Here is a 17,169-nt window from a genome sequence, read left to right as displayed (position 1 = left end):
GACCCATATGGCCTCCGCCATACAAGTTGGACATGTCACCGGGGCGCCAGCGCTTTTAGCTTGGCGCGTATGACTCCTCATCCTCACCCGCAGCCCGACCCGCGGGAGGGCGCCGCCGTCAAGGCCGCCGACCGCGCGCACGTCTTCCACTCCTGGTCCGCCCAGGCGCTGATCGACCCGCTGGCCGTGGCCGGGGCCGAAGGGGCGTACTTCTGGGACTACGAAGGCCGCCGCTACCTCGACTTCGCCAGCGGGCTCGTCTTCACGAACATCGGCTACCAGCACCCGAAGGTGGTCGCCGCGATCCAGGAGCAGGCCGCGAAGCTGGCCACCTTCGCGCCCGCCTTCGCCGTGGACGTGCGCTCGGAGGCGGCCCGGCTGATCGCGGAGCGCACGCCCGGGGACCTGGACCGGATCTTCTTCACCAACGGCGGCGCGGAGGCCGTCGAGAACGCGGTGCGGATGGCCCGGCTGCACACCGGGCGTCCCAAGGTGCTCAGCGCGTACCGGTCGTACCACGGGGCCACGTCGACGGCGATCAACCTGACGGGCGACCCCCGGCGGTGGGCGTCCGACACCGCGTCCGCGGGCGTCGTCCACTTCTGGGGCCCCTTCCCCTACCGGTCGGCGTTCTACGCGCAGGACGAGGCGCAGGAGTGCGCGCGGGCGCTGGCGCACCTGGAGGACGTGATCGCCTTCGAGGGCCCGCAGACCGTCGCCGCGATCGTGCTGGAGACCGTGCCCGGCACGGCCGGGGTCGTGCCGCCGCCGCCCGGCTACCTGGCGGGGGTGCGGGAGCTGTGCGACCGGCACGGAATCCTGCTGGTGCTGGACGAGGTGATGGCGGGCTTCGGGCGGACCGGCGCGTGGTTCGCCGCCGACCACTACGGCGTGGTGCCCGACCTGCTGACCTTCGCCAAGGGAGTGACGTCCGGGTACGTGCCGCTCGGCGGCGTGGCGATCTCCGGCGCGGTCGCCGCCACCTTCGACACCCGGCCGTACCCCGGCGGGCTCACCTACTCCGGGCACCCGCTGGCCTGCGCCGCCGCGGTGGCGACGCTGCGCGTGATGGAGGAGGAGCGGGTCGTGGAGCGCGCCCGCGACCTGGGCGAGAAGGTCCTCGGCCCCGGCCTGCGGACGCTGGCCGAGCGGCACCCGTCGGTGGGCGAGGTGCGCGGCCTCGGCGCGTTCTGGGCGCTGGAGCTGGTACGGGACCGGGACACGCGCGAGCCCCTCGTGCCCTACAACGCGAGCGGTGAGGCGAACGCCCCGATGGCGGCGGTCGGCGCGGCCTGCAAGCAGGCCGGGCTGTGGCCGTTCCTCGCGATGAACCGGATCCACGTCGCCCCGCCCTGCACGCTCACCGAAGCCGAGGCGAAGGAGGGCCTGGCGGTGCTGGACGCGGCGCTCGCCGTGGCGGACGAGCACGCAGTGTGACGCAGACCCCTTCTAGTGGCCCCCTCCGACTGGCTTAAGGTGTCCGAAACCGGACGGAGGGGACCTGCCCATGGTCGCGAGCGGACCTGTGACGCGCAGCACTCTGCGGCAGCAGATCGCGGACGCGCTGCGTGACGAGGTGCTTGCGGGGCGTCTCCACCCGGGGCAGGAGTTCACCGTCAAGCAGATAGCCGACCAGTACGGCGTGTCCGCCACGCCCGTGCGGGAGGCGCTGGTCGACCTGTCCGCGCAGGGGCTGCTCGACTCCGACCAGCACAAAGGTTTCCGCGTCCACCAGTTCACCGTGGCCGACTACCGGGGCATGGTGGAGGCCCGGTCGCTGGTCGTGGACGGCCTCTACCGGCGGCTCACCGAGCGGTACGGGGCCGCGCCCGGCGGGCGGCGCTCCTGCCTGCGGGACGCGACGCTGGTGTCCGTGCGGCGCCGGGCGGACGCCGCCGCGCGCGCGGCCCGCGCCGGGGACCTGGACATCCTCATCACGTACGACCTGCGGTTCTGGCGGGAGCTGAGCGGGCTCGTCGCCAACCACTACGTCGCCGACTTCCTGCACCGGCTGCGCGTCCAGGCGTGGGTCTTCGCCGTGCCGTACCTGCGGGGCGACCGGCGGCTGCACGACTGGCTGTGGGCCGGGCACGTGGAGCTGGTCGACGCGGTGACTGAGGGCGTGCCGGAGCAGGTCATCGCGGTGATGGACGCGTACAACGCGCACGCGTTGACCTGGGCGGACCACCTGGAGGTCCTGGGCCACCGGTAGCCGGTCCCGCGGCTGGCCCCGGCGCGCTGGCGCTGACGCTGGCTGGTGCTGGTGCTGGTGCTGGTGCTGGTGCTGGTGCTGGTGCTCGCGTTGGCGCTGGCCCTGGTCCGTCGGTCGCCGGGGCGCCTGGCCGCCGGGTCGCCTGGCCGACTGGCTGCCCGGCCGCTCGGCCGCTCAGTCCCGCTCGGCCGCTCGGTCCCGCTCGGTCCCACCGGGTTCCGCCGGGTCCCGCCGGGTCCCGCCGGTCCGCGGTCCGCGGCCCGCGGGCGGGCCCGGCGACCGCCCCGCCCGCGGGTCTTACGGATGCGTGACGTGCGGGCGCGGCGGGCGGCGGCGCGGCGGGTGGCGGGCCTAGCGTCGGGCGCATGCGTGTACTGGTCACCGGCGGAGCCGGATTCATCGGGTCGCACATCGTCGACGCCCTCCAGGAGCGGGGGCACGAGCCCGTCGTGCTGGACGCCCTCCTCGCGAGCGCCCACGGCGAGGGCGCCGGGGCGCCGCCGGGCGTCGTGAGAGCCGACGTGCGGGACGCCGACGCGGTGCGGGCCCTGCTGCGCGGCGTGGACGCCGTGTGCCACCAGGCCGCCATGGTCGGCCTCGGCAAGGACTTCGCGGACGCCCCCGACTACGTCGGCTGCAACGACCTCGGCACGGCCGTGCTGCTCGCCGCCATGGCGGAGGCCGGAACGGCGGCTCTGGTGCTCGCCGGGTCGATGGTCGTGTACGGGGAAGGGCGCTACGACTGCCCCCAGGACGGTCCCGTCCGGCCCGGCCCGCGCACGGAACGCGACCTGCGGGAAGGCCGCTTCGAGCCGCCGTGCCCCCGCTGCGGCACCGCCCTGCTCCCCGGGCTCGTCGGCGAGGACGCGCCCGTCGACCCGCGCAACGTGTACGCCGCCACCAAACTGACCCAGGAGCACCTGGCCGCGTCCTGGGCGCGCGCCACCGGCGGGCGGGCCGTGTCCCTGCGCTACCACAACGTGTACGGGCCCCGGATGCCGCGCGACACCCCGTACGCCGGAGTCGCCTCCCTGTTCCGCTCGGCCCTCGCCCGCGGCGAGGCGCCCCGCGTCTTCGAGGACGGCGGCCAGCTCCGCGACTTCGTGCACGTACGGGACGTCGCCGCCGCCAACGTCGCCGTGCTGGAGTCGCTCGGCGACCGGCCCAGCGGAACCCTCACCCCCTACAACACCGGCAGCGGCGACCCCCGCACCGTCGGGCAGATGGCGGCGGCCCTCGCGGCGGCCTGCGGCGGGCCCGCGCCGCAGGTCACGGGCGAGTACCGGCTCGGCGACGTCCGGCACATCACCGCCGACTCCTCCCGGCTGCGGGCCGACCTAGGGTGGCGGCCGGCCGTCGGGTTCGCCGAGGGGATGGCCGAGTTCGCGGCGAGCGGGCTGCGCGGGATGGCGGATGTCCGCGTTTCGTAAGCGCCAAGGCGGCCCCTGACGGTCCGTTGGTCCATACGGTGAGGCGTGTGACCGAACACAACCCGACCGCGGACCTCACCGTGGACGTCGTCCTGCCGTGCCTGGACGAGGCGGAGGCGCTGCCCTGGGTACTGGAGCGGATCCCGCCCGGCTGGCGGGCCGTCGTCGTCGACAACGGCTCGCGCGACGGCTCCCCCGACCTCGCCCGCGCCCTCGGCGCCACCGTCGTCGCCGAGCCCCGGCGCGGCTTCGGCGCCGCCTGCCACGCGGGCCTCACCGCGTCCGACGCCGACATCGTCTGCTTCTGCGACTGCGACGCGTCCCTCGACCCCGGCCAGCTCGTGCCGTTCGCGGCCGAGGTGGCGGCGGGCCGCGCCGATCTGGTGCTGGGCCGCCGCCGCCCCACCGCACGGGGCGCCTGGCCGCCGCACGCCCGGGCCGGGAACCTCGCCCTGTCCCGGATGCTGCGCCGCCGCACCGGACTGCGCCTGCACGACCTGGGGCCGATGCGGGCGGCGCGCCGCACGGCGCTGCTGGACCTGGACCTGACGGACCGCCGCAGCGGCTACCCGCTGCAGATGGTGGTCCGCGCGGCCGACGCCGGATGGCGGGTGCGGGAGCGGGACGTGCCGTACCTGCCGCGGGCGGGCAGGTCGAAGGTGACGGGCACGTGGCGGGGGACCTGGCACGCGGTGCGGGACATGCGGGCGGTGCTGGCGGAGGCGCCCCGCCCGACCAAGGCGAAGGCGAAGGCGAAGGCCGAGGCGAAGGGGATGGTGCAGTGACCGGGTCGGACACGCGGCGGGGGACACCGCAGGGAGCGCAGCAGGAGACGCCCCGGATGGCGCCGCAGAGGGCGCGGCGGGAGACATCGCAGGGGACGCCGGGGGAGACACCGCGGGGGACACCGCGGGGGACGCTGCTGGTGATCGCCAAGGAGCCCGTACCGGGCCGGGTGAAGACCAGACTGACCCCGCCGTTCACCCCGCAGGAGGCCGCCCGGCTGGCCGAGGCGGCCCTGGCGGACACCCTGGCCGCCGCGGCCGCCGCCCCGGTCGCGCGCCGGGTGCTGGTGCTCGACGGCAGGCCGGGCCCATGGGTGCTGCCCGGCTTCGAGGTGGTCCCGCAGGCCGCGGGCGGCCTCGACGAGCGGCTCGCGGCGGCGTTCGCCGGGGCCGCGGACGGCCCGGCGCTCGTCATCGGCATGGACACCCCGCAGGTGACCCCCGGACTGCTCGCCCAGGGGCTGGACTTCACGTCGGCCGACGCGTGGTTCGGCCCCGCCGAGGACGGCGGCTTCTGGGCACTGGGCCTGGCCGCCCCGGATCCCGACCTCCTGCGGGGCGTGCCGATGTCCGTGCCGGAGACCGGGCGCGAGCAGCGGCGGCGGCTCACGGACGCCGGGCTGACGGTCCGGGACCTGCCGGTCCTGCGGGACGTGGACCGCGCGGACGACGCCCGGGCGGTCGCCGCACTCGCGCCGGACGGGCGCTTCGCCGCCCTGCACGCCGAACTGCTCGGCGCGGCCGTGGAGGAGGCCGCCCGGTGACCGCGGTCGGCACCGCGGGCGACGCGGTCGGCGCGGTCGGCGCCGTACGGGCCTGGCGGGACGCCGACCCGTACGCGGCGGCCCTCCGCGCCGGGCGGGGCCCGCTCTTCCTGCGGCGCGGCGACGGCTGGCTGCTGCCGCTGGACGTGGAACGCTGGTGCGCCGCACCCGACCGGGCCGACACCACGGTCCTCGAACGCTGCCGGGGGCCCGTGCTGGACGTGGGCTGCGGCCCCGGCAGGCTCGTCGTCGCCCTCGCCGCGCGGGGACGCCCGGCGCTGGGCGTGGACGTGAGCCCGGAGGCGGTGGACCGGACCATACGGGCCGGGGGCGCGGCGCTGTGCCGGTCGGTGTTCGACCCGCTGCCCAAGGAGGGCGAGTGGGGCACGGTGCTGCTCATGGACGGCAACATCGGCATCGGCGGCGACCCGGCGGCGCTGCTGCGCCGCACCGCCGAACTGGCCGCACCCGGCGGCCTCCTGGTCGTCGAGACCGCGGCATACGAAGTCGACGAGCGGGTGGAGGTCCGCGTCGACGACGGCCGCGGGGGCCGGGGCGCGGCCTTCCCCTGGGCCCGCGTCGGGCCCCGCGCGCTGCAGCGGCACGCGGAGGCGACGGGCTGGACGGCCGTCTCCCAGTGGCCCGCCTCCGGCCGCACCTTCGCCGCGCTGCACCGGCTCTGACGGCCTCGCGGGGCCCGCGGGGGCCTGTCGGGCGGGGCCCGCCGCCCGGCAACCGCGCCCGGAGGCGGGGAAACAGCGGCGGGCCCGTACCGCGCAGGCTGCGGTACGGGCCCGCCGTGGGCCCGGGCGCCGAGGCGTCAGGACACCGTGCGGTTGCTCCAGCCCTCGCCGATCAGGGTGCGGCCGGTGAGCGTGCCCTCGCCGGTGCCGTCGTAGCGGAGCAGACGGCCCTCGGGGTCGCTGCCGACGACGTCGTTGGTGCCGTCGCCGTTCAGGTCGCCGACACCGACCATCGTGTAGCCGGACCAGCCCCAGCCGATCTGGGTGCGGGTGCCGAACGTGCCGTCGCCCTTGCCGTCGTAGCGGTTCAGGCGGCCCTGGGAGTCACGGCCCAGCACGTCGTTGTGGCCGTCGCCGTTCAGGTCGCCGGACCCGATGAGGGTGTAGCCCGACCAGCCCCAGCCGATCTTCACACGCTTGGACAGCCCGCCGGAGGCGGTGCCGGAGTAGCGGTACAGCTCCCCATTCGCGTCACTGCGGGCGAGCAGGTCGGCAATGCCGTCGCTGTCCATGTCGCCGCTGCTGATCAGGGTGTAGCCGGTCCAGCCCGAGCCGACCTGCCTCGTCAGCCCGTGGTCGATGGAGGCGCCGCCGCCGCATTTCGGCTCGTACAGCCACAGCGTGCCGTCGCTCTTGCGGACCAGCACGTCGTTGCAGCCGTCACCCGTCATGTCCCCGAACGGGACGAGGGTCGACGACCTCGGCCAGGACGTCCCGGCGAGGCGCGGCGCGGCGAGGGTCCCGTCGCCCGCACCGGGGAAGACGTACGCCGCGCCCTCGGTGGAGTCCACGGCCAGCAGGTCGCCGATGCCGTCGGCGCCGTCGAAGTCGTGCCACGCCTTCGACGCGCCGATCACCTTCAGGTCCCCGCTCCTGGCGAGCGGGGAGCCCACACCGTCCGCCGCGATCGCGGACAGCCTCCAGGTGTACGTCCCGCTGGGCAGCCGGGCTCCCTGGGCGTCCTTGCCACTCCATTCCATCGCGACCACGCCGCGGGCCTCGCCGCCGCTCGCGCGGTGGACCTGGCGGCCCGTGGCCTTGTCGGTGACGGTGACCTGCCAGGACGCGGCCGGCTTGGACAGCCACCACGTGCCCTGCCAGGAGGCCTCGGTACGGAGGTCCAGTGTCGCGCCAGTCCGCACGTCCGTCGTGGTGAGCGGGCTCATGTCGCCGCCGACGGTGACCAGGTGCACCGTCTGGGCCTCGTCGACGAAGGCGACTGTGCTGCCGAAGCGGTCCACGGTCCAGCCCTGGCCCGCGTTGGTGGAGGCGAGTTCGGTCGTCAGCTCTTCGGTGACGGCCGTGCCGGAGCGGAAGTCGACCAGCTTCAGGCCGGAGCCCATGCCGTATCCGGCGTACGCGAGGAAGCCGTCGCCCAGGCGGGCATGGCGGGAGCCGTTCGCCGGAACGTCGATCCGGTCACCCGTACGCAGGTTGAACACCTGGCCGGGGAGCGAGTAGCCGCAGCTGCGGTGCAGCCAGTCGCCGACCACCTGGAAGTTGTTGTACGGAGCGGTGCAGTCCCCTTCGAGGGAGACCGGGTCCGACACCTTGCCGGTGGCGAGGTCCAGCGCCGAGACCGACGACATGCCGCTGCCCGCGATCCACAGCTTGCCGCCCCACAGCGCCTCCAGCACCGAGCCGGAGACGCGCAGGACCTTGCCCGTCTCGATGTCGGCGACCACCGAGCGGGTCGCGGAGTTCTCCGTCGCCAGGAAGTGGACGTAGCGACCGGAAGCGCCGAGGATCCCGGCCGGCTTGAGCTTCGCCGTGCTCTGGAGCCGCACGGTGCGCGTGGCGCCGTCCGGCGCCGCGTCCGTGACGTTGACCAGGACCACGCAGCTGGAGCAGTTCGTGCCGTCGTCTCCGGAGTCGAGGCCGATCATCCGCCCGTCGCCGGTGGGGTACGACCCCGCCGTGAAGCCCGTCCGGGACCAGCCGGGCTCCTGGGGCACCGTCAGCGGCGGAGTGACCGGCAGGTCGTAGCCTTGGAGCACCGTGGACCGGCCGTCGTCCTGGTGGAAGGACAACTGCCCCTGCGCCAGGCTCGGCCCCGTCCGCTCGGCCGGGTTCGGGGGCGTCTCGATGACGCGCTGCGTCGTGGGAAGACCCGAGGCGTCGAGGGTGATCCGCTGGACGCCCCAGGCGGCGGAGTCCGCGCCGCCCACCGCGTAGAGGGTGCCGTCGGGGGCGGCCACCAGCTGCCGCGTCGCCGCCGGGAGGACCGTCCGCTGCGTACCCGTGCTGAGGGAGGTGCCCCGCAGCGGCGCGGTGCCACTGCTCGACTCGTGGGCGACCACCAGCCAGTCACCGAGCACGCGCACCTCGCCGCCCACGGTCCAGCCGCCGGGCTTGGTGATCGTCACGCTGCGGGTCGTGACCCCGTCCTCGCGGGAGACGAGCAGGATCTTCAGCGGGGTGAGGTCGTCGTAGAGGACGACCCAGTCGGCGCTCAGCGTCGCGTCCAGGTACGACGGGGCGTCGGGGTGCTGCGGCAGCGGGAGCAGCCTGGCCGTGGCGAAGTCCACCAGGCCCGTACGCTTCGCCTCGCCGTCGTAGTACGTGACGACGGCGCCCTTGTCGTCGAACGTGACGACCTTCGGAGCGCCCGCCATCCTGCCCGGCACCGCGACCCGCACGTCCGCGGGCGCGTTGTCGCCGATGCCCAGGAGGTGCAGGGCCGTGTCGGCGCCGCCGGTTGTGCCGGGGACGTAGCTGAGGACCTGCGTGCGCGAGTGGGCCTTGGCCCACTCGTGCCCCTCCGGAGTGGTCCGCTGCGCCGTGGTGCCCGCCGCGTAGTCGTGCAGGGTGTAGGTCGACGGGGCGGAGAAGCCGGCGCAGGCGACGGTGTCACCGCTGAAGATGCCGTTGCTGTTGCTGCAGGCCGGGTCATGGGCCACCCGGCCGTCCGCGAGGCTCTGCCAGCGACGCTGCTTCGTGCCGAAGTCGTACGTCTGCACGCCCGTGCCGGCCGCGTACAGGTACTCCGTCGCGGGGGTCGCGTGCGGCGGCGCCGGAATGGTGACCTCCCCGGCGGAGGCGGGAGCCGCCGCGGCGGGGGTGGCCGTGCCCAGGGTCAGGCCCGAGAGGCCCATCAGGGCGCTGAGCCCGAAGACCGCCGCCGACCGGCCGAGACGGCGCCCATCCCGGCGCCTGTCCCGGTCGAGCGGGGATCTGCTGCGGGCGCGGACGTGGTACGTCAAGTCGGGTCCCTCCCCATGTGCGTGCATGCGGCACAAGGGCGAGGGCTGGATACGTGAGGCCGGCTGCGCTGAGCGTGCGGCGGCGCCGGGGCCCGGGCGTGTCGCCCCTCCCCCTCCCCGTGCGAGTGGGCAGATCCTATCCGGTCGAAAATCCGCTCGATCAAGCCGTTTCAAGCGCCGTCCCGCACGGCTCACCCTGGCCGCGCCGGTGTCAGGGCCGTCGGCGCCTCCCCGGACGCCCCCCGCGCATCCGCCTCTCCGCCCGCCCCCCGCGCCTCCGCCTCCCCGCCCGCCACCCCCGCAGCCGCCTCCCCGCCGCCGGGGCCACCCCGACCAGCAGCGCGCCCACCGCCACCGCCGCCAGCAGCAGGAGCCAGTTGCGGGCGTAGTCCAGCGGCAGCACCGACGGGTTCGACGGGCGCCGCGGGGCCAGGAGGACGGGCAGGGCAACCAGGGTGAGCCCGCCCGCCACGACCAGCGCCCCCGCACCACCCCGCGCGCCGAGCCGGTGCGGGCCACCAGCAGGCCCAGGCCCAGCACCAGCGGCGCCACCACCGCGTCGTGCAGCACGACCGCGCCCGCCAGCCACACCACCACGTCCCACGGGGTGCGCGTGTCCGCCACCAGCCAGGCGCCCACGCCCATCAGGGCCGCGCCCGCCGCGCCCAGCACCCAGCGGCCCGCGCTCACAGCACCTCCAGTCGTCCGACCCACTTCGTCTGCCACACGCCCGGCCGGTTCGGCGCGATGATCCGCGCCGGGAAGCCGTGGTCCGGGGACAGCACCTGCCCGTTCAGCCGCAGCGCCAGCAGCGTCAGCGGGTCCTCGGCGTACTCGGCGCCCATCTCCATCACCCGGTACGCGCCGCTCCGTTCCAGCGACACGACCCGCACCCGGGAGGCGGGCGGCGCACCGGCACGCTCCAGCAGGTCCCTGATCCGCACGCCGCCCCAGTGCGCGCTGACGCTCCAGCCCTCCACGCACGCGATCGGCAGCTCCGCCTCCGCCTGCGGCAGGGCCCGCAGCTCCGCGAGCGTCAGCGCGTACGGCCGGGGGCCGGAGACCGTCAGCCGCCACGCCGACGCGGACACCGACTCGGTGCGTGCGGCGGCGGCCGTCCGGTTGACGGGCAGTCCCTGGGGGCCGTGGTCCGGGTGGCGGGGCGCCAGCAGGTTCAGGTCCTTCAGCGGCGTGAAGGACTGGCCGATGGTCGTCACCGTGACCGCGCCGACCGCCACGGCCGCACCGGTCAGCAGGGACCGCCGGTCGGGGCCCTCCTCCGGGGGCAGCGCCAGCGTGCCCGGGGAGCGGGCGCGCCAGTGGCCGCGGATCTCCGGCCACTTGACGGCCACGTGCAGCAGCAGCGCGCCCGCAAGCAGCCAGGCCACCGCGAAGTGCACCGGCACGAACGAGAACGGCCACGGGTACCACTGGGCCGTGTTCAACAGCCCGGTGAAGAGCTGGAACAGCGACGCCGCCACGAGCACCGCCACCGACAGCCGCTCCAGCGCGTGCCGCACCCCGCGCAGCGCGGGCCGCACGAAGAGCCGCGGGTAGACGGTCCACAGCTTCGCGAAGAGCAGCGGGACCGCGGCGATGCCGCTTGCCACGTGCAGGCCCTGGGTGACGCGGTAGCCCCACACGGGGCGGCTCGGCAGCCGGTCCGCGAGCCAGTCGGGCGGCCGCTGCACGTAGTGGCTGAGCACACCGGTCAGGAAGCACACCAGCACCGCCAGTCCCAGCCACCGTCCGATGGCGGTCGCGGTGCGGGGGTCGTGGAGCCGCCCGGTGAAGCGCGGCCAGGGGACGGCGGCGCGCGGCAGCCGGGACAGCAGGCCCGCTCGGCGCGGGGCGGGGGCTCGGGCTCGGGGTGGGGTGGCCTCATGCCTCCATCAGACCGCCGCGACGGCCCCCGCGGGCCGCAAGGGCCTCTTACGAAACGCGGACATCCGCGCTGATGGCCGCGTCCTGCGCGGTCGCCCCTGGCAGGCTGGCGCGGTGACCAAGCTCCGCACCGCGCTCGCCGCCGCCCTGCTCGCCGCGCTCGTCGCCGTCCTGGTCCTGACGGTCCGCTACGACGGCTACTACACCGACCCCTTGGGCCTGTCGTGGTGGTACGGCACGGCGTGGGTGCTGTTCGGCGCGGCGGTGTGGGCGCTGCGGGCGGTGCCCGCGCGGCACGTCGCGGCCCTGGTGCTCGCCGGGTCCGCCGCGGTCGCGTCGACCGGCCTGGTGGCGCCGCCGCGCACCAGCACCGACGCGTACCGGTACGCCTGGGACGGCCGCGTGCAGGCGTCGGGGACCGCGTTGCCGTACGACCACGCGCCCGCCGACGCGGCCCTCGCCCCGCTGCGGGACCCGTGGCTGTTCCCGGAGGGCGAGGAGGGCTGCGCGGGGCCGGGGCGGGCCCGGATCGCGCCCGCGGAGGACGGCACGGTGCGGTGCACCCGCATCAACCGGCCGTCCGTGCACACCATCTACCCGCCCGTGGCGGAGGCGTACTTCCTGGGCGTGCACGCGCTGTCCCCCGAAGGGTCGCGGCTGAAGCCGTTCCAGGTGGGGGGCGCCGTGGCGGCGGTCGGGGTGACGGGGGCGGTGCTGCTGATCCTGCGCCGCCGGGGCGCCCCGCCCGCCCGGGCGGCCCTGTGGGGCTGGTGCCCGGCCGTGCCGATCGAGGCGGTGAACAACGCCCACGTCGACGTGGTGGGCGTGCTGCTGGCCGTGGCGGGCCTCGGCCTGGTGGCGGCGCGGCGGCGGCTGTCCGGCGGCGCGGTGCTCGGGGCCGCCGTCGCCGCGAAGCTGATGCCCGCGGTGGTGCTGCCGGGCGCGCTGTCGGGGGTGCGGCGATGGCGGGACGCGGCGGCGGTGCTGGTGCCGGCCGCCGCCGTCACGGTGCTCAGCTACGTGCCGTACGCCCTGCTGGCGCGGGACTCCGTCTTCGGCTACCTCGGCGGCTACGTGGAGGAGGAGGGGTACGGCGACGCCGCCGCCCGCGACCGGTACGCCCTGCTGCGGCTGGTGCTGCCCGACGACTGGGCGGTGTTCGGCCTCGTGGCGGGGGCCGCGGCGGTGTGCGGGTACGTACTGCGGCGCGGCGACCCGGAGCGCCCCTGGTCCGGCGCGCTCCTCGTGACGGGCACCGCCTTCCTGCTGCTGACACCCGGGTACTCCTGGTACGCGCTGCTGCTGGTGGCCCTGGTCGCGCTCGACGGACGCTGGGAGTGGCTGGGCGTGGCGGTGGCGGGGGCCGCGCGGTACGTCACGGCGCAGGGCTTCGAGGAGCGGGACGTGGTCGGCACGACGGTGTACGCGGCGGCCCTCCTCGCGGTCCTCACCGGCTGGGCCCTCCGCCGCCGCCACCGCCCCGCCCCCGACTCCGCCACCCCCCGGCCCCTCCCCGCCCCGGACCGGGTGCCCACAGCCTGAGGACGGGTTGTCCTCGGGGGAGTGAGTTCCGGTGTCACACCACGTCCCGTACGCCGCGTGCCTGGCCCCCGTGCGCCTCCGCGCTTGCGTCTGCTGCGTTTGTTGCGAATAATTCGTTGAGGTCCAGCGGAAGGGAGCGGTTGTGATGGCCACTGCTGCACAAGGGCGCAAACTCGAGCCTGGAGTCATCAAGGCGCAGGACGCGGAGCGGGCATTGCGTCGCCTGAACAGCTACCTGGCGCACACGGAGGGGGACAGCGGCGACATCCGGGTCCACCTGGAGGCCGGCACCCAGGAGGAGGCTCTGGTGCTTCCTCGTCCCGTTGCCGAGATGTTCGCCAGCCTGCTCGCAGCCTTGGCCGGCGGCAAAGGTGTACAGGTCATCCCTGTGGACGCCGAGCTCACGACGCAGCAAGCAGCTGACATGCTCAACGTGTCCCGCCCCTACCTCATCGGGCTCCTCGACGACGAGAAGATCCCCTACCGCCGAGTGGGGCGCCACAGGCGCATCCGCTTCGAGGATCTGATGCGCTACAAGCGGGAGGACGACCAGCGGAGACACGACGCCGCCGGCAGGCTGGCACAGCTTGGGCAGGAACTGGGGCTGGACTGATCCATGGCTTTCGTCGTGGTGTACGACGCCTGCGTGCTCTACCCGAATGTCGTGAGGGACCTCTTGATCCGCGTGGCGCTCGCCGGCATGGTGCAGGCCAAGTGGTCCGACCAGATCCTTGACGAGATGGTCCGCGCGCTCCATGAGCAGCGGGGTGTCGCCCCCGACAGGCTGGAGCGCCTGAGAGAGCTCATGAACGATGCGGTCCGCGATGTTCGCGTCATCGGCCATGAGCCGCTCATGGAGGGCCTGAAACTCCCCGACCCCGGTGACAGGCACGTGCTGGCTGCGGCGATCAAGGCGCATGCGCAGGTGATCGTGACCGACAACCGGAGGCATTTCCCCGACGAGGCCCTCACCCCGTGGGGCATCGAGGCGAAGTCGGCGGACTCGTTCCTGCTCGACCTGCTCGGCCTTGATGATCGCGTCGTCTACGCGTGTGTCCGCCAGATCGCCGAGTCGCGCCGCAACCCCCCGGAGTCTGTGGACGACGTACTGGAGCACATGGAGCGCTCCGGCTTGCGGCGTTCGGCTGCCGCCCTGCGGCTCGGCCCCGGTGCTGTCTCGCAGATGGAGCACTGACCTCACGCGGATCTCGTTCGTGTGCCCCTGCCCCTGAGCGGCAAGGGCACGCATGGCCGCTCTCGGCCGATGGGGTCGCCCTACGGGCGGCCGGCCCGGCAGACAAGTGACCCGGTGCAAGCCCGGAGGGTGCCGCGGCAGAGGCATTCCGGGAGGCGGCCGCGCGCGCCGGGAGGCTCCCCCGGTCCGAGGTCCCTGCGGAGGCCGCACCCCGGGCCTGCCGGGGTGCGGCCTGCGGGCGCCCTCCGTCGGTGCGCCGGTCCCGCGGGGTGCGGGGCCGGCGGGGTGGGGGCAGTGGCGCCTACCGGTCGTCGCGGAGCCGGACGAAGACGCCCCGCGACGTGTCGCCCCACCCGGCCAGGACGCCGCCGGGGCCCTCGGCCGGGCCCTCGCGCAGGACCCGTACGAAGTCGAGGGCCGGTTCGCCGTCCTCCCGGGCGAGGGTCTCGTCGAGCCACGGCTCGACGGTCGGGTCGGGGGTGTCCGTCAGGCTCTGCGCCTGCGGCACGGACCGGCCGCGCAGCAGCTCCCGCACCTGTCCGACGAGCAGCGGGTCGTGCACCCCGTCATAGACCCAGCGCCTGCCCAGCACGCCGTGCTCGGCCGTCCCGACGAGCGCCTCCTCGCCCGCACCGTCGAGCGGTGCCCCGCGGTAGGTGAGGGGCACGTGGTAGGACACGGGGGCGTCACCGGACGTGTCGGTGACGACCATGAACTCGATGCCGACCTCGCCCTCCGGGTCGTCGAGCCGGAACCCCCCGGCCTTCTCCAGCTCGGGGGCGCCCGTCCCGGCGTACCACGGCTGCCGGGGCAGCCATGCCCGGATGAGTTCCAGCTTGGTGGGGGTCAGTGTGGTCCTGTGGATGATCGCCATACACGGGACAACACCCGTGACCCGTCCGGCGGTTCCCGCCGCGCGCGGGCGCCGCGTTTCTCCGGAGGGGTTCCCCGCGCGGGCCCTCGCCGCGGGGGAGCCGCGGCCCGGAGCGGCCCCTTGTGCGGGTGCGGGGCGGGGCGGCGGCGGCTTGGGGCGGGAGCGGGGTGGGTATTCGGGTAGCACGTGTGCCGGAGCGGGGCCGGGGGCTGTACGGCCCGGCTAACCTGTGCCGGTGCCGCCACCACCCCGATGCGAGAGGCAGTCAACCGTTGGCCTGTGATCTGTGGCTGGTCCCCCTGGTCGATGTGCTGTGCCACAGCCCCGACAACCCCTTCGCCGAGGAGATCGCCGCCTACGACCGGGCGTTGACGGAAGCGGGGCTCCCGGCCGTGCCGGTCTTCGCCTACATGCCGGGGCTGTCCGGGGACGTGGCGCCCGTGGCCGGGTTCGACTACGACGCCCTGCACTTCCTGCGCCGGGCCTACCTGCTCCAGATGTGCGGGCTCGCCGTCACGCCCGTCGACGAACTGGGCGGTGACTACGAGCAGTTGCTGGAGATGTTCGAGTCGACCGCGCAGCAGTCCCATCTGGTGTGGCACTACGACCACGCCGGGGCGTACGTCCCCGTCGACTTCGCCGCGCCGCTGTCCACCGAGGAACTCCTCTCCGGGGGCGGCCCGCTGGGCTCCGCCCAGGGGCTGCTGCGGGAGTTGGAGTACGTGGCTCCCGCCATCGGCATCGACCCCGCGAACCCGCCCGCGCCGCCGGAGCCGCCCCGGCACCCCACGGCGCTGGAGGAGCCCGCCGCCCCGGTGCCGTACGACGACAGCCCCTTCGCGCGGGAGCGGCACGTCTGGCTCGGGCTGCACGCCGCGGCCACCCGGAGCCTCGGCCAGGGCTCGATGATCATCTTCAGTTGAGGCCGCCGCCCGGACCCCGAGGGGCCCGCAGGCGTGGCGTCGGCCTCCGTCAGCGGGGCTCCGGGGGCCGCTGGCGCGGCATGTTCGGCCGGGTGGGGGGCGGCAGCGGGAAGCGGCCGCTGAGGTGGCCGCGGTCGCCGGGCGCCTCGGGGCGCGCCCCGTGCCCGTTGAAGAACTGCGTCATCAGCGGGGCGGGGCCGGAGCGGAACTCGACCATCCAGTCGGCCGTCTCCGACCGCACCAGCTCCGTCACGTCCTCCGTGAACCGCCGGAGGATGGTCAGGCACCGCTCCGCCGCCTCGCCCGCCGTGCCCTCGGCGGGGCCCAGCACCTCCCGCACGCTCTCCGACGCCCAGTCGAACTGGAGGGCCTGGAGCCGCCGGTGCACGGCCTGCGCGGTGGCCACGTCCCGCATCCAGCCGGACGTCAGGCCGAAGTACCGGTCGCCCGCGATGCACGCCGCCGCGAGCAGCAGCGACAGGTAGCCCCAGCCCGCGGCGCCCGCGACGGCGCCCGTCAGGTCGAGCAGCGGAAGCGCCGCCCCGAGCACCGCGCACAGCGCCGTACCGCCGCGCAGCGCGCGGGCGCCGCGGCGCTTCCACACCCGGTCGGCGAGGTACCAGTCCGCGGTGCGCAGGGCGGTCTCCTCCACCCAGCGGTAGAGCTCGTGCAGCCGCTCGGCCGGCTCGCCCCAGTCGCCTAGGGGGAACGGCCGCCCGGTCAGGTCCTCCCCCCGGGCGGGCCCCCCGGGCTGCATCTCCGGCTGGCTCACCGGGGCACTCCTCTGCGCTCAGCGTCACGCTGCGTGACGTGCGGCGATGTACGGTGACGGACTGCGGGTCCCGGCCGCGGCGCGCGGTGGCGCGCCGGGGGAGTCGGGTCCGCTGCGGTGACGGGCTTGTGGCGTCGGGCTGCGGTGCGGGGTCGGCCTGCGGGATCGGGTGGTGCGGTCGGGCGGGGTGTCGGACGGGCTGCGGGGCGGGCGGCGGGGTGCGGGTGCCGTCCCGCCGCGGGCGGTGGTGCGGCCGCCGCGCGGCGCGCAGGGCCCTTCCTACCTCCGAATGGTGGGTCGCGGGAGCGAAATCACGGGATTTCCGCCCGCAAGAGGGGCGTGATCAGGTAGAGGGCGCGCCCGGGCTTCACCCCAAAGAGTGGACCGGTGTGCGTCGGGCGGGCCGCCCGCGGACCACGTAGGCTCGGCGGTGAGTGATGAAGACGTGTCGTCGATATCGACAGGAGTGACCGTGATCCCCGGTGGTGGCCAGGCCAACATGCAGCAGATCCTCCAGCAGGCGCAGAAGATGCAGCAGGACCTCGCGCGGGCGCAGGAGGAACTGGCCCGCACCGAGGTGGACGGCCAGGCGGGCGGCGGGCTGGTGAAGGCCACGGTCACCGGCGCGGGCGAGCTGCGCTCCCTCGTCATCGACCCGAAGGCGGTGGACCCGGAGGACACCGAGACGCTCGCCGACCTCGTCGTGGCCGCCGTCCACGCGGCGAACGAGAACGCGCAGGCGCTCCAGCAGCAGAAGCTCGGCCCGCTCGCCCAGGGCCTCGGCGGGATGCCCGGCCTGCCCTTCTGAGCCGCACGGGCACCCGGGCCCCACGCGGGCCCGG

The 17,169-nt window shown here is 75.2% G+C and carries 16 protein-coding genes; 11 read left to right on the top strand and 5 right to left on the bottom strand.

What is annotated here, in order from left to right:
- The first annotated feature begins 69 nt into the window (after positions 1-69).
- The 6 genes from L6E17_RS18230 to L6E17_RS18205 all read left to right on the top strand — a co-directional run bounded on the left by L6E17_RS18230 (position 70) and on the right by L6E17_RS18205 (position 5,874).
- Positions 70-1,437, top strand: a complete 1,368-nt coding sequence (locus L6E17_RS18230) for an aspartate aminotransferase family protein (RefSeq protein WP_236241819.1) — start codon at positions 70-72, stop codon at positions 1,435-1,437.
- Positions 1,438-1,507: 70 nt separating this feature from the next.
- A complete protein-coding gene (locus L6E17_RS18225; protein ID WP_236241818.1) occupies positions 1,508-2,212 on the top strand; it encodes a GntR family transcriptional regulator in 705 nt (234 codons plus the stop codon).
- A gap of 365 nt (positions 2,213-2,577) precedes the next feature.
- On the top strand, positions 2,578-3,642 hold the full coding sequence (locus tag L6E17_RS18220; protein ID WP_236241817.1) for an NAD(P)-dependent oxidoreductase: 1,065 nt from the start codon (positions 2,578-2,580) through the stop codon (positions 3,640-3,642).
- Positions 3,643-3,689: 47 nt separating this feature from the next.
- Positions 3,690-4,427 carry a glycosyltransferase family 2 protein gene (locus L6E17_RS18215; RefSeq protein ID WP_236241816.1) on the top strand — a complete coding sequence of 246 codons (738 nt, stop codon included), beginning with the start codon at positions 3,690-3,692 and terminating at the stop codon, positions 4,425-4,427.
- 56 nt (positions 4,428-4,483) lie between these two features.
- Positions 4,484-5,191, top strand: coding sequence for a DUF2064 domain-containing protein (locus L6E17_RS18210; RefSeq protein ID WP_236241815.1), 708 nt, complete (start codon positions 4,484-4,486; stop codon positions 5,189-5,191).
- The gene (locus L6E17_RS18205) at positions 5,188-5,874 is read left to right on the top strand and encodes a methyltransferase domain-containing protein (protein WP_236241814.1); all 687 of its coding nucleotides are present in this window, start codon (positions 5,188-5,190) and stop codon (positions 5,872-5,874) included. The genes L6E17_RS18210 and L6E17_RS18205 overlap by 4 nt, the downstream gene beginning before the upstream one ends.
- A gap of 137 nt (positions 5,875-6,011) precedes the next feature.
- On the opposite strand, the gene L6E17_RS18200 is transcribed toward L6E17_RS18205, so the two are convergent.
- From L6E17_RS18200 to L6E17_RS18190, 3 genes are all read right to left on the bottom strand, one after another.
- Entirely contained in the window at positions 6,012-9,137 is a 3,126-nt protein-coding gene (locus L6E17_RS18200) for an FG-GAP-like repeat-containing protein (protein ID WP_236241813.1), read from the bottom strand.
- A 211-nt stretch (positions 9,138-9,348) separates the two neighbouring features.
- The gene (locus tag L6E17_RS31035) at positions 9,349-9,609 is read right to left on the bottom strand and encodes a hypothetical protein (protein ID WP_308315897.1); all 261 of its coding nucleotides are present in this window, start codon (positions 9,607-9,609) and stop codon (positions 9,349-9,351) included.
- A 214-nt stretch (positions 9,610-9,823) separates the two neighbouring features.
- Entirely contained in the window at positions 9,824-10,969 is a 1,146-nt protein-coding gene (locus L6E17_RS18190) for a molybdopterin-dependent oxidoreductase (protein WP_236242116.1), read from the bottom strand.
- Between the two features lie 166 nt (positions 10,970-11,135).
- On the opposite strand from L6E17_RS18190, the gene L6E17_RS18185 reads away from it, so the two are divergent.
- From L6E17_RS18185 to L6E17_RS18175, 3 genes are all read left to right on the top strand, one after another.
- Positions 11,136-12,563, top strand: coding sequence for a glycosyltransferase 87 family protein (locus L6E17_RS18185; protein WP_236241812.1), 1,428 nt, complete (start codon positions 11,136-11,138; stop codon positions 12,561-12,563).
- Positions 12,564-12,708: 145 nt separating this feature from the next.
- Entirely contained in the window at positions 12,709-13,176 is a 468-nt protein-coding gene (locus L6E17_RS18180) for an excisionase family DNA-binding protein (RefSeq protein ID WP_236241811.1), read from the top strand.
- Between the two features lie 3 nt (positions 13,177-13,179).
- Positions 13,180-13,758, top strand: a complete 579-nt coding sequence (locus tag L6E17_RS18175; RefSeq protein WP_236241810.1) for a PIN domain-containing protein — start codon at positions 13,180-13,182, stop codon at positions 13,756-13,758.
- Between the two features lie 301 nt (positions 13,759-14,059).
- Here the strand turns inward: L6E17_RS18175 and L6E17_RS18170 are convergent, their stop codons facing one another.
- Positions 14,060-14,632, bottom strand: coding sequence for a 1,4-alpha-glucan branching protein (locus L6E17_RS18170; RefSeq protein ID WP_236241809.1), 573 nt, complete (start codon positions 14,630-14,632; stop codon positions 14,060-14,062).
- A gap of 272 nt (positions 14,633-14,904) precedes the next feature.
- Here L6E17_RS18170 and L6E17_RS18165 point away from each other — a divergent pair, with 272 nt between their 5' ends.
- Positions 14,905-15,555, top strand: a complete 651-nt coding sequence (locus tag L6E17_RS18165; protein ID WP_236241808.1) for a hypothetical protein — start codon at positions 14,905-14,907, stop codon at positions 15,553-15,555.
- Between the two features lie 49 nt (positions 15,556-15,604).
- Here L6E17_RS18165 and L6E17_RS18160 read toward each other — a convergent pair whose 3' ends face one another.
- The gene (locus L6E17_RS18160; protein WP_374109082.1) at positions 15,605-16,327 is read right to left on the bottom strand and encodes an SLATT domain-containing protein; all 723 of its coding nucleotides are present in this window, start codon (positions 16,325-16,327) and stop codon (positions 15,605-15,607) included.
- Between the two features lie 472 nt (positions 16,328-16,799).
- On the opposite strand from L6E17_RS18160, the gene L6E17_RS18155 reads away from it, so the two are divergent.
- Positions 16,800-17,135 (top strand): YbaB/EbfC family nucleoid-associated protein, encoded by a 336-nt coding sequence (locus L6E17_RS18155; protein WP_236242114.1) that lies wholly within the window; start codon positions 16,800-16,802, stop codon positions 17,133-17,135.
- The last annotated feature ends 34 nt before the right edge of the window (positions 17,136-17,169 follow it).

The organism is Streptomyces sp. CC228A, assembly GCF_021390935.1.
Taxonomy (GTDB): Bacteria; Actinomycetota; Actinomycetes; order Streptomycetales; family Streptomycetaceae; genus Streptomyces.
The sequence above is the reverse complement of the archived record's forward strand: the minus strand, read 5'-3'. Positions and strand labels throughout refer to the sequence as shown.

Coding starts and splice junctions, on each gene's coding strand:
- L6E17_RS18225 (WP_236241818.1), top strand. CDS start 1,508: ATGGTCGCGAGCGGACCTGTGACGCGCAGCACTCTGCGGCAGCAGATC.
- L6E17_RS18170 (WP_236241809.1), bottom strand. CDS start 14,632: ATGGCGATCATCCACAGGACCACACTGACCCCCACCAAGCTGGAACTC.
- L6E17_RS18230 (WP_236241819.1), top strand. CDS start 70: ATGACTCCTCATCCTCACCCGCAGCCCGACCCGCGGGAGGGCGCCGCC.
- L6E17_RS18180 (WP_236241811.1), top strand. CDS start 12,709: ATGGCCACTGCTGCACAAGGGCGCAAACTCGAGCCTGGAGTCATCAAG.
- L6E17_RS18210 (WP_236241815.1), top strand. CDS start 4,484: ATGGCGCCGCAGAGGGCGCGGCGGGAGACATCGCAGGGGACGCCGGGG.
- L6E17_RS18220 (WP_236241817.1), top strand. CDS start 2,578: ATGCGTGTACTGGTCACCGGCGGAGCCGGATTCATCGGGTCGCACATC.
- L6E17_RS18175 (WP_236241810.1), top strand. CDS start 13,180: ATGGCTTTCGTCGTGGTGTACGACGCCTGCGTGCTCTACCCGAATGTC.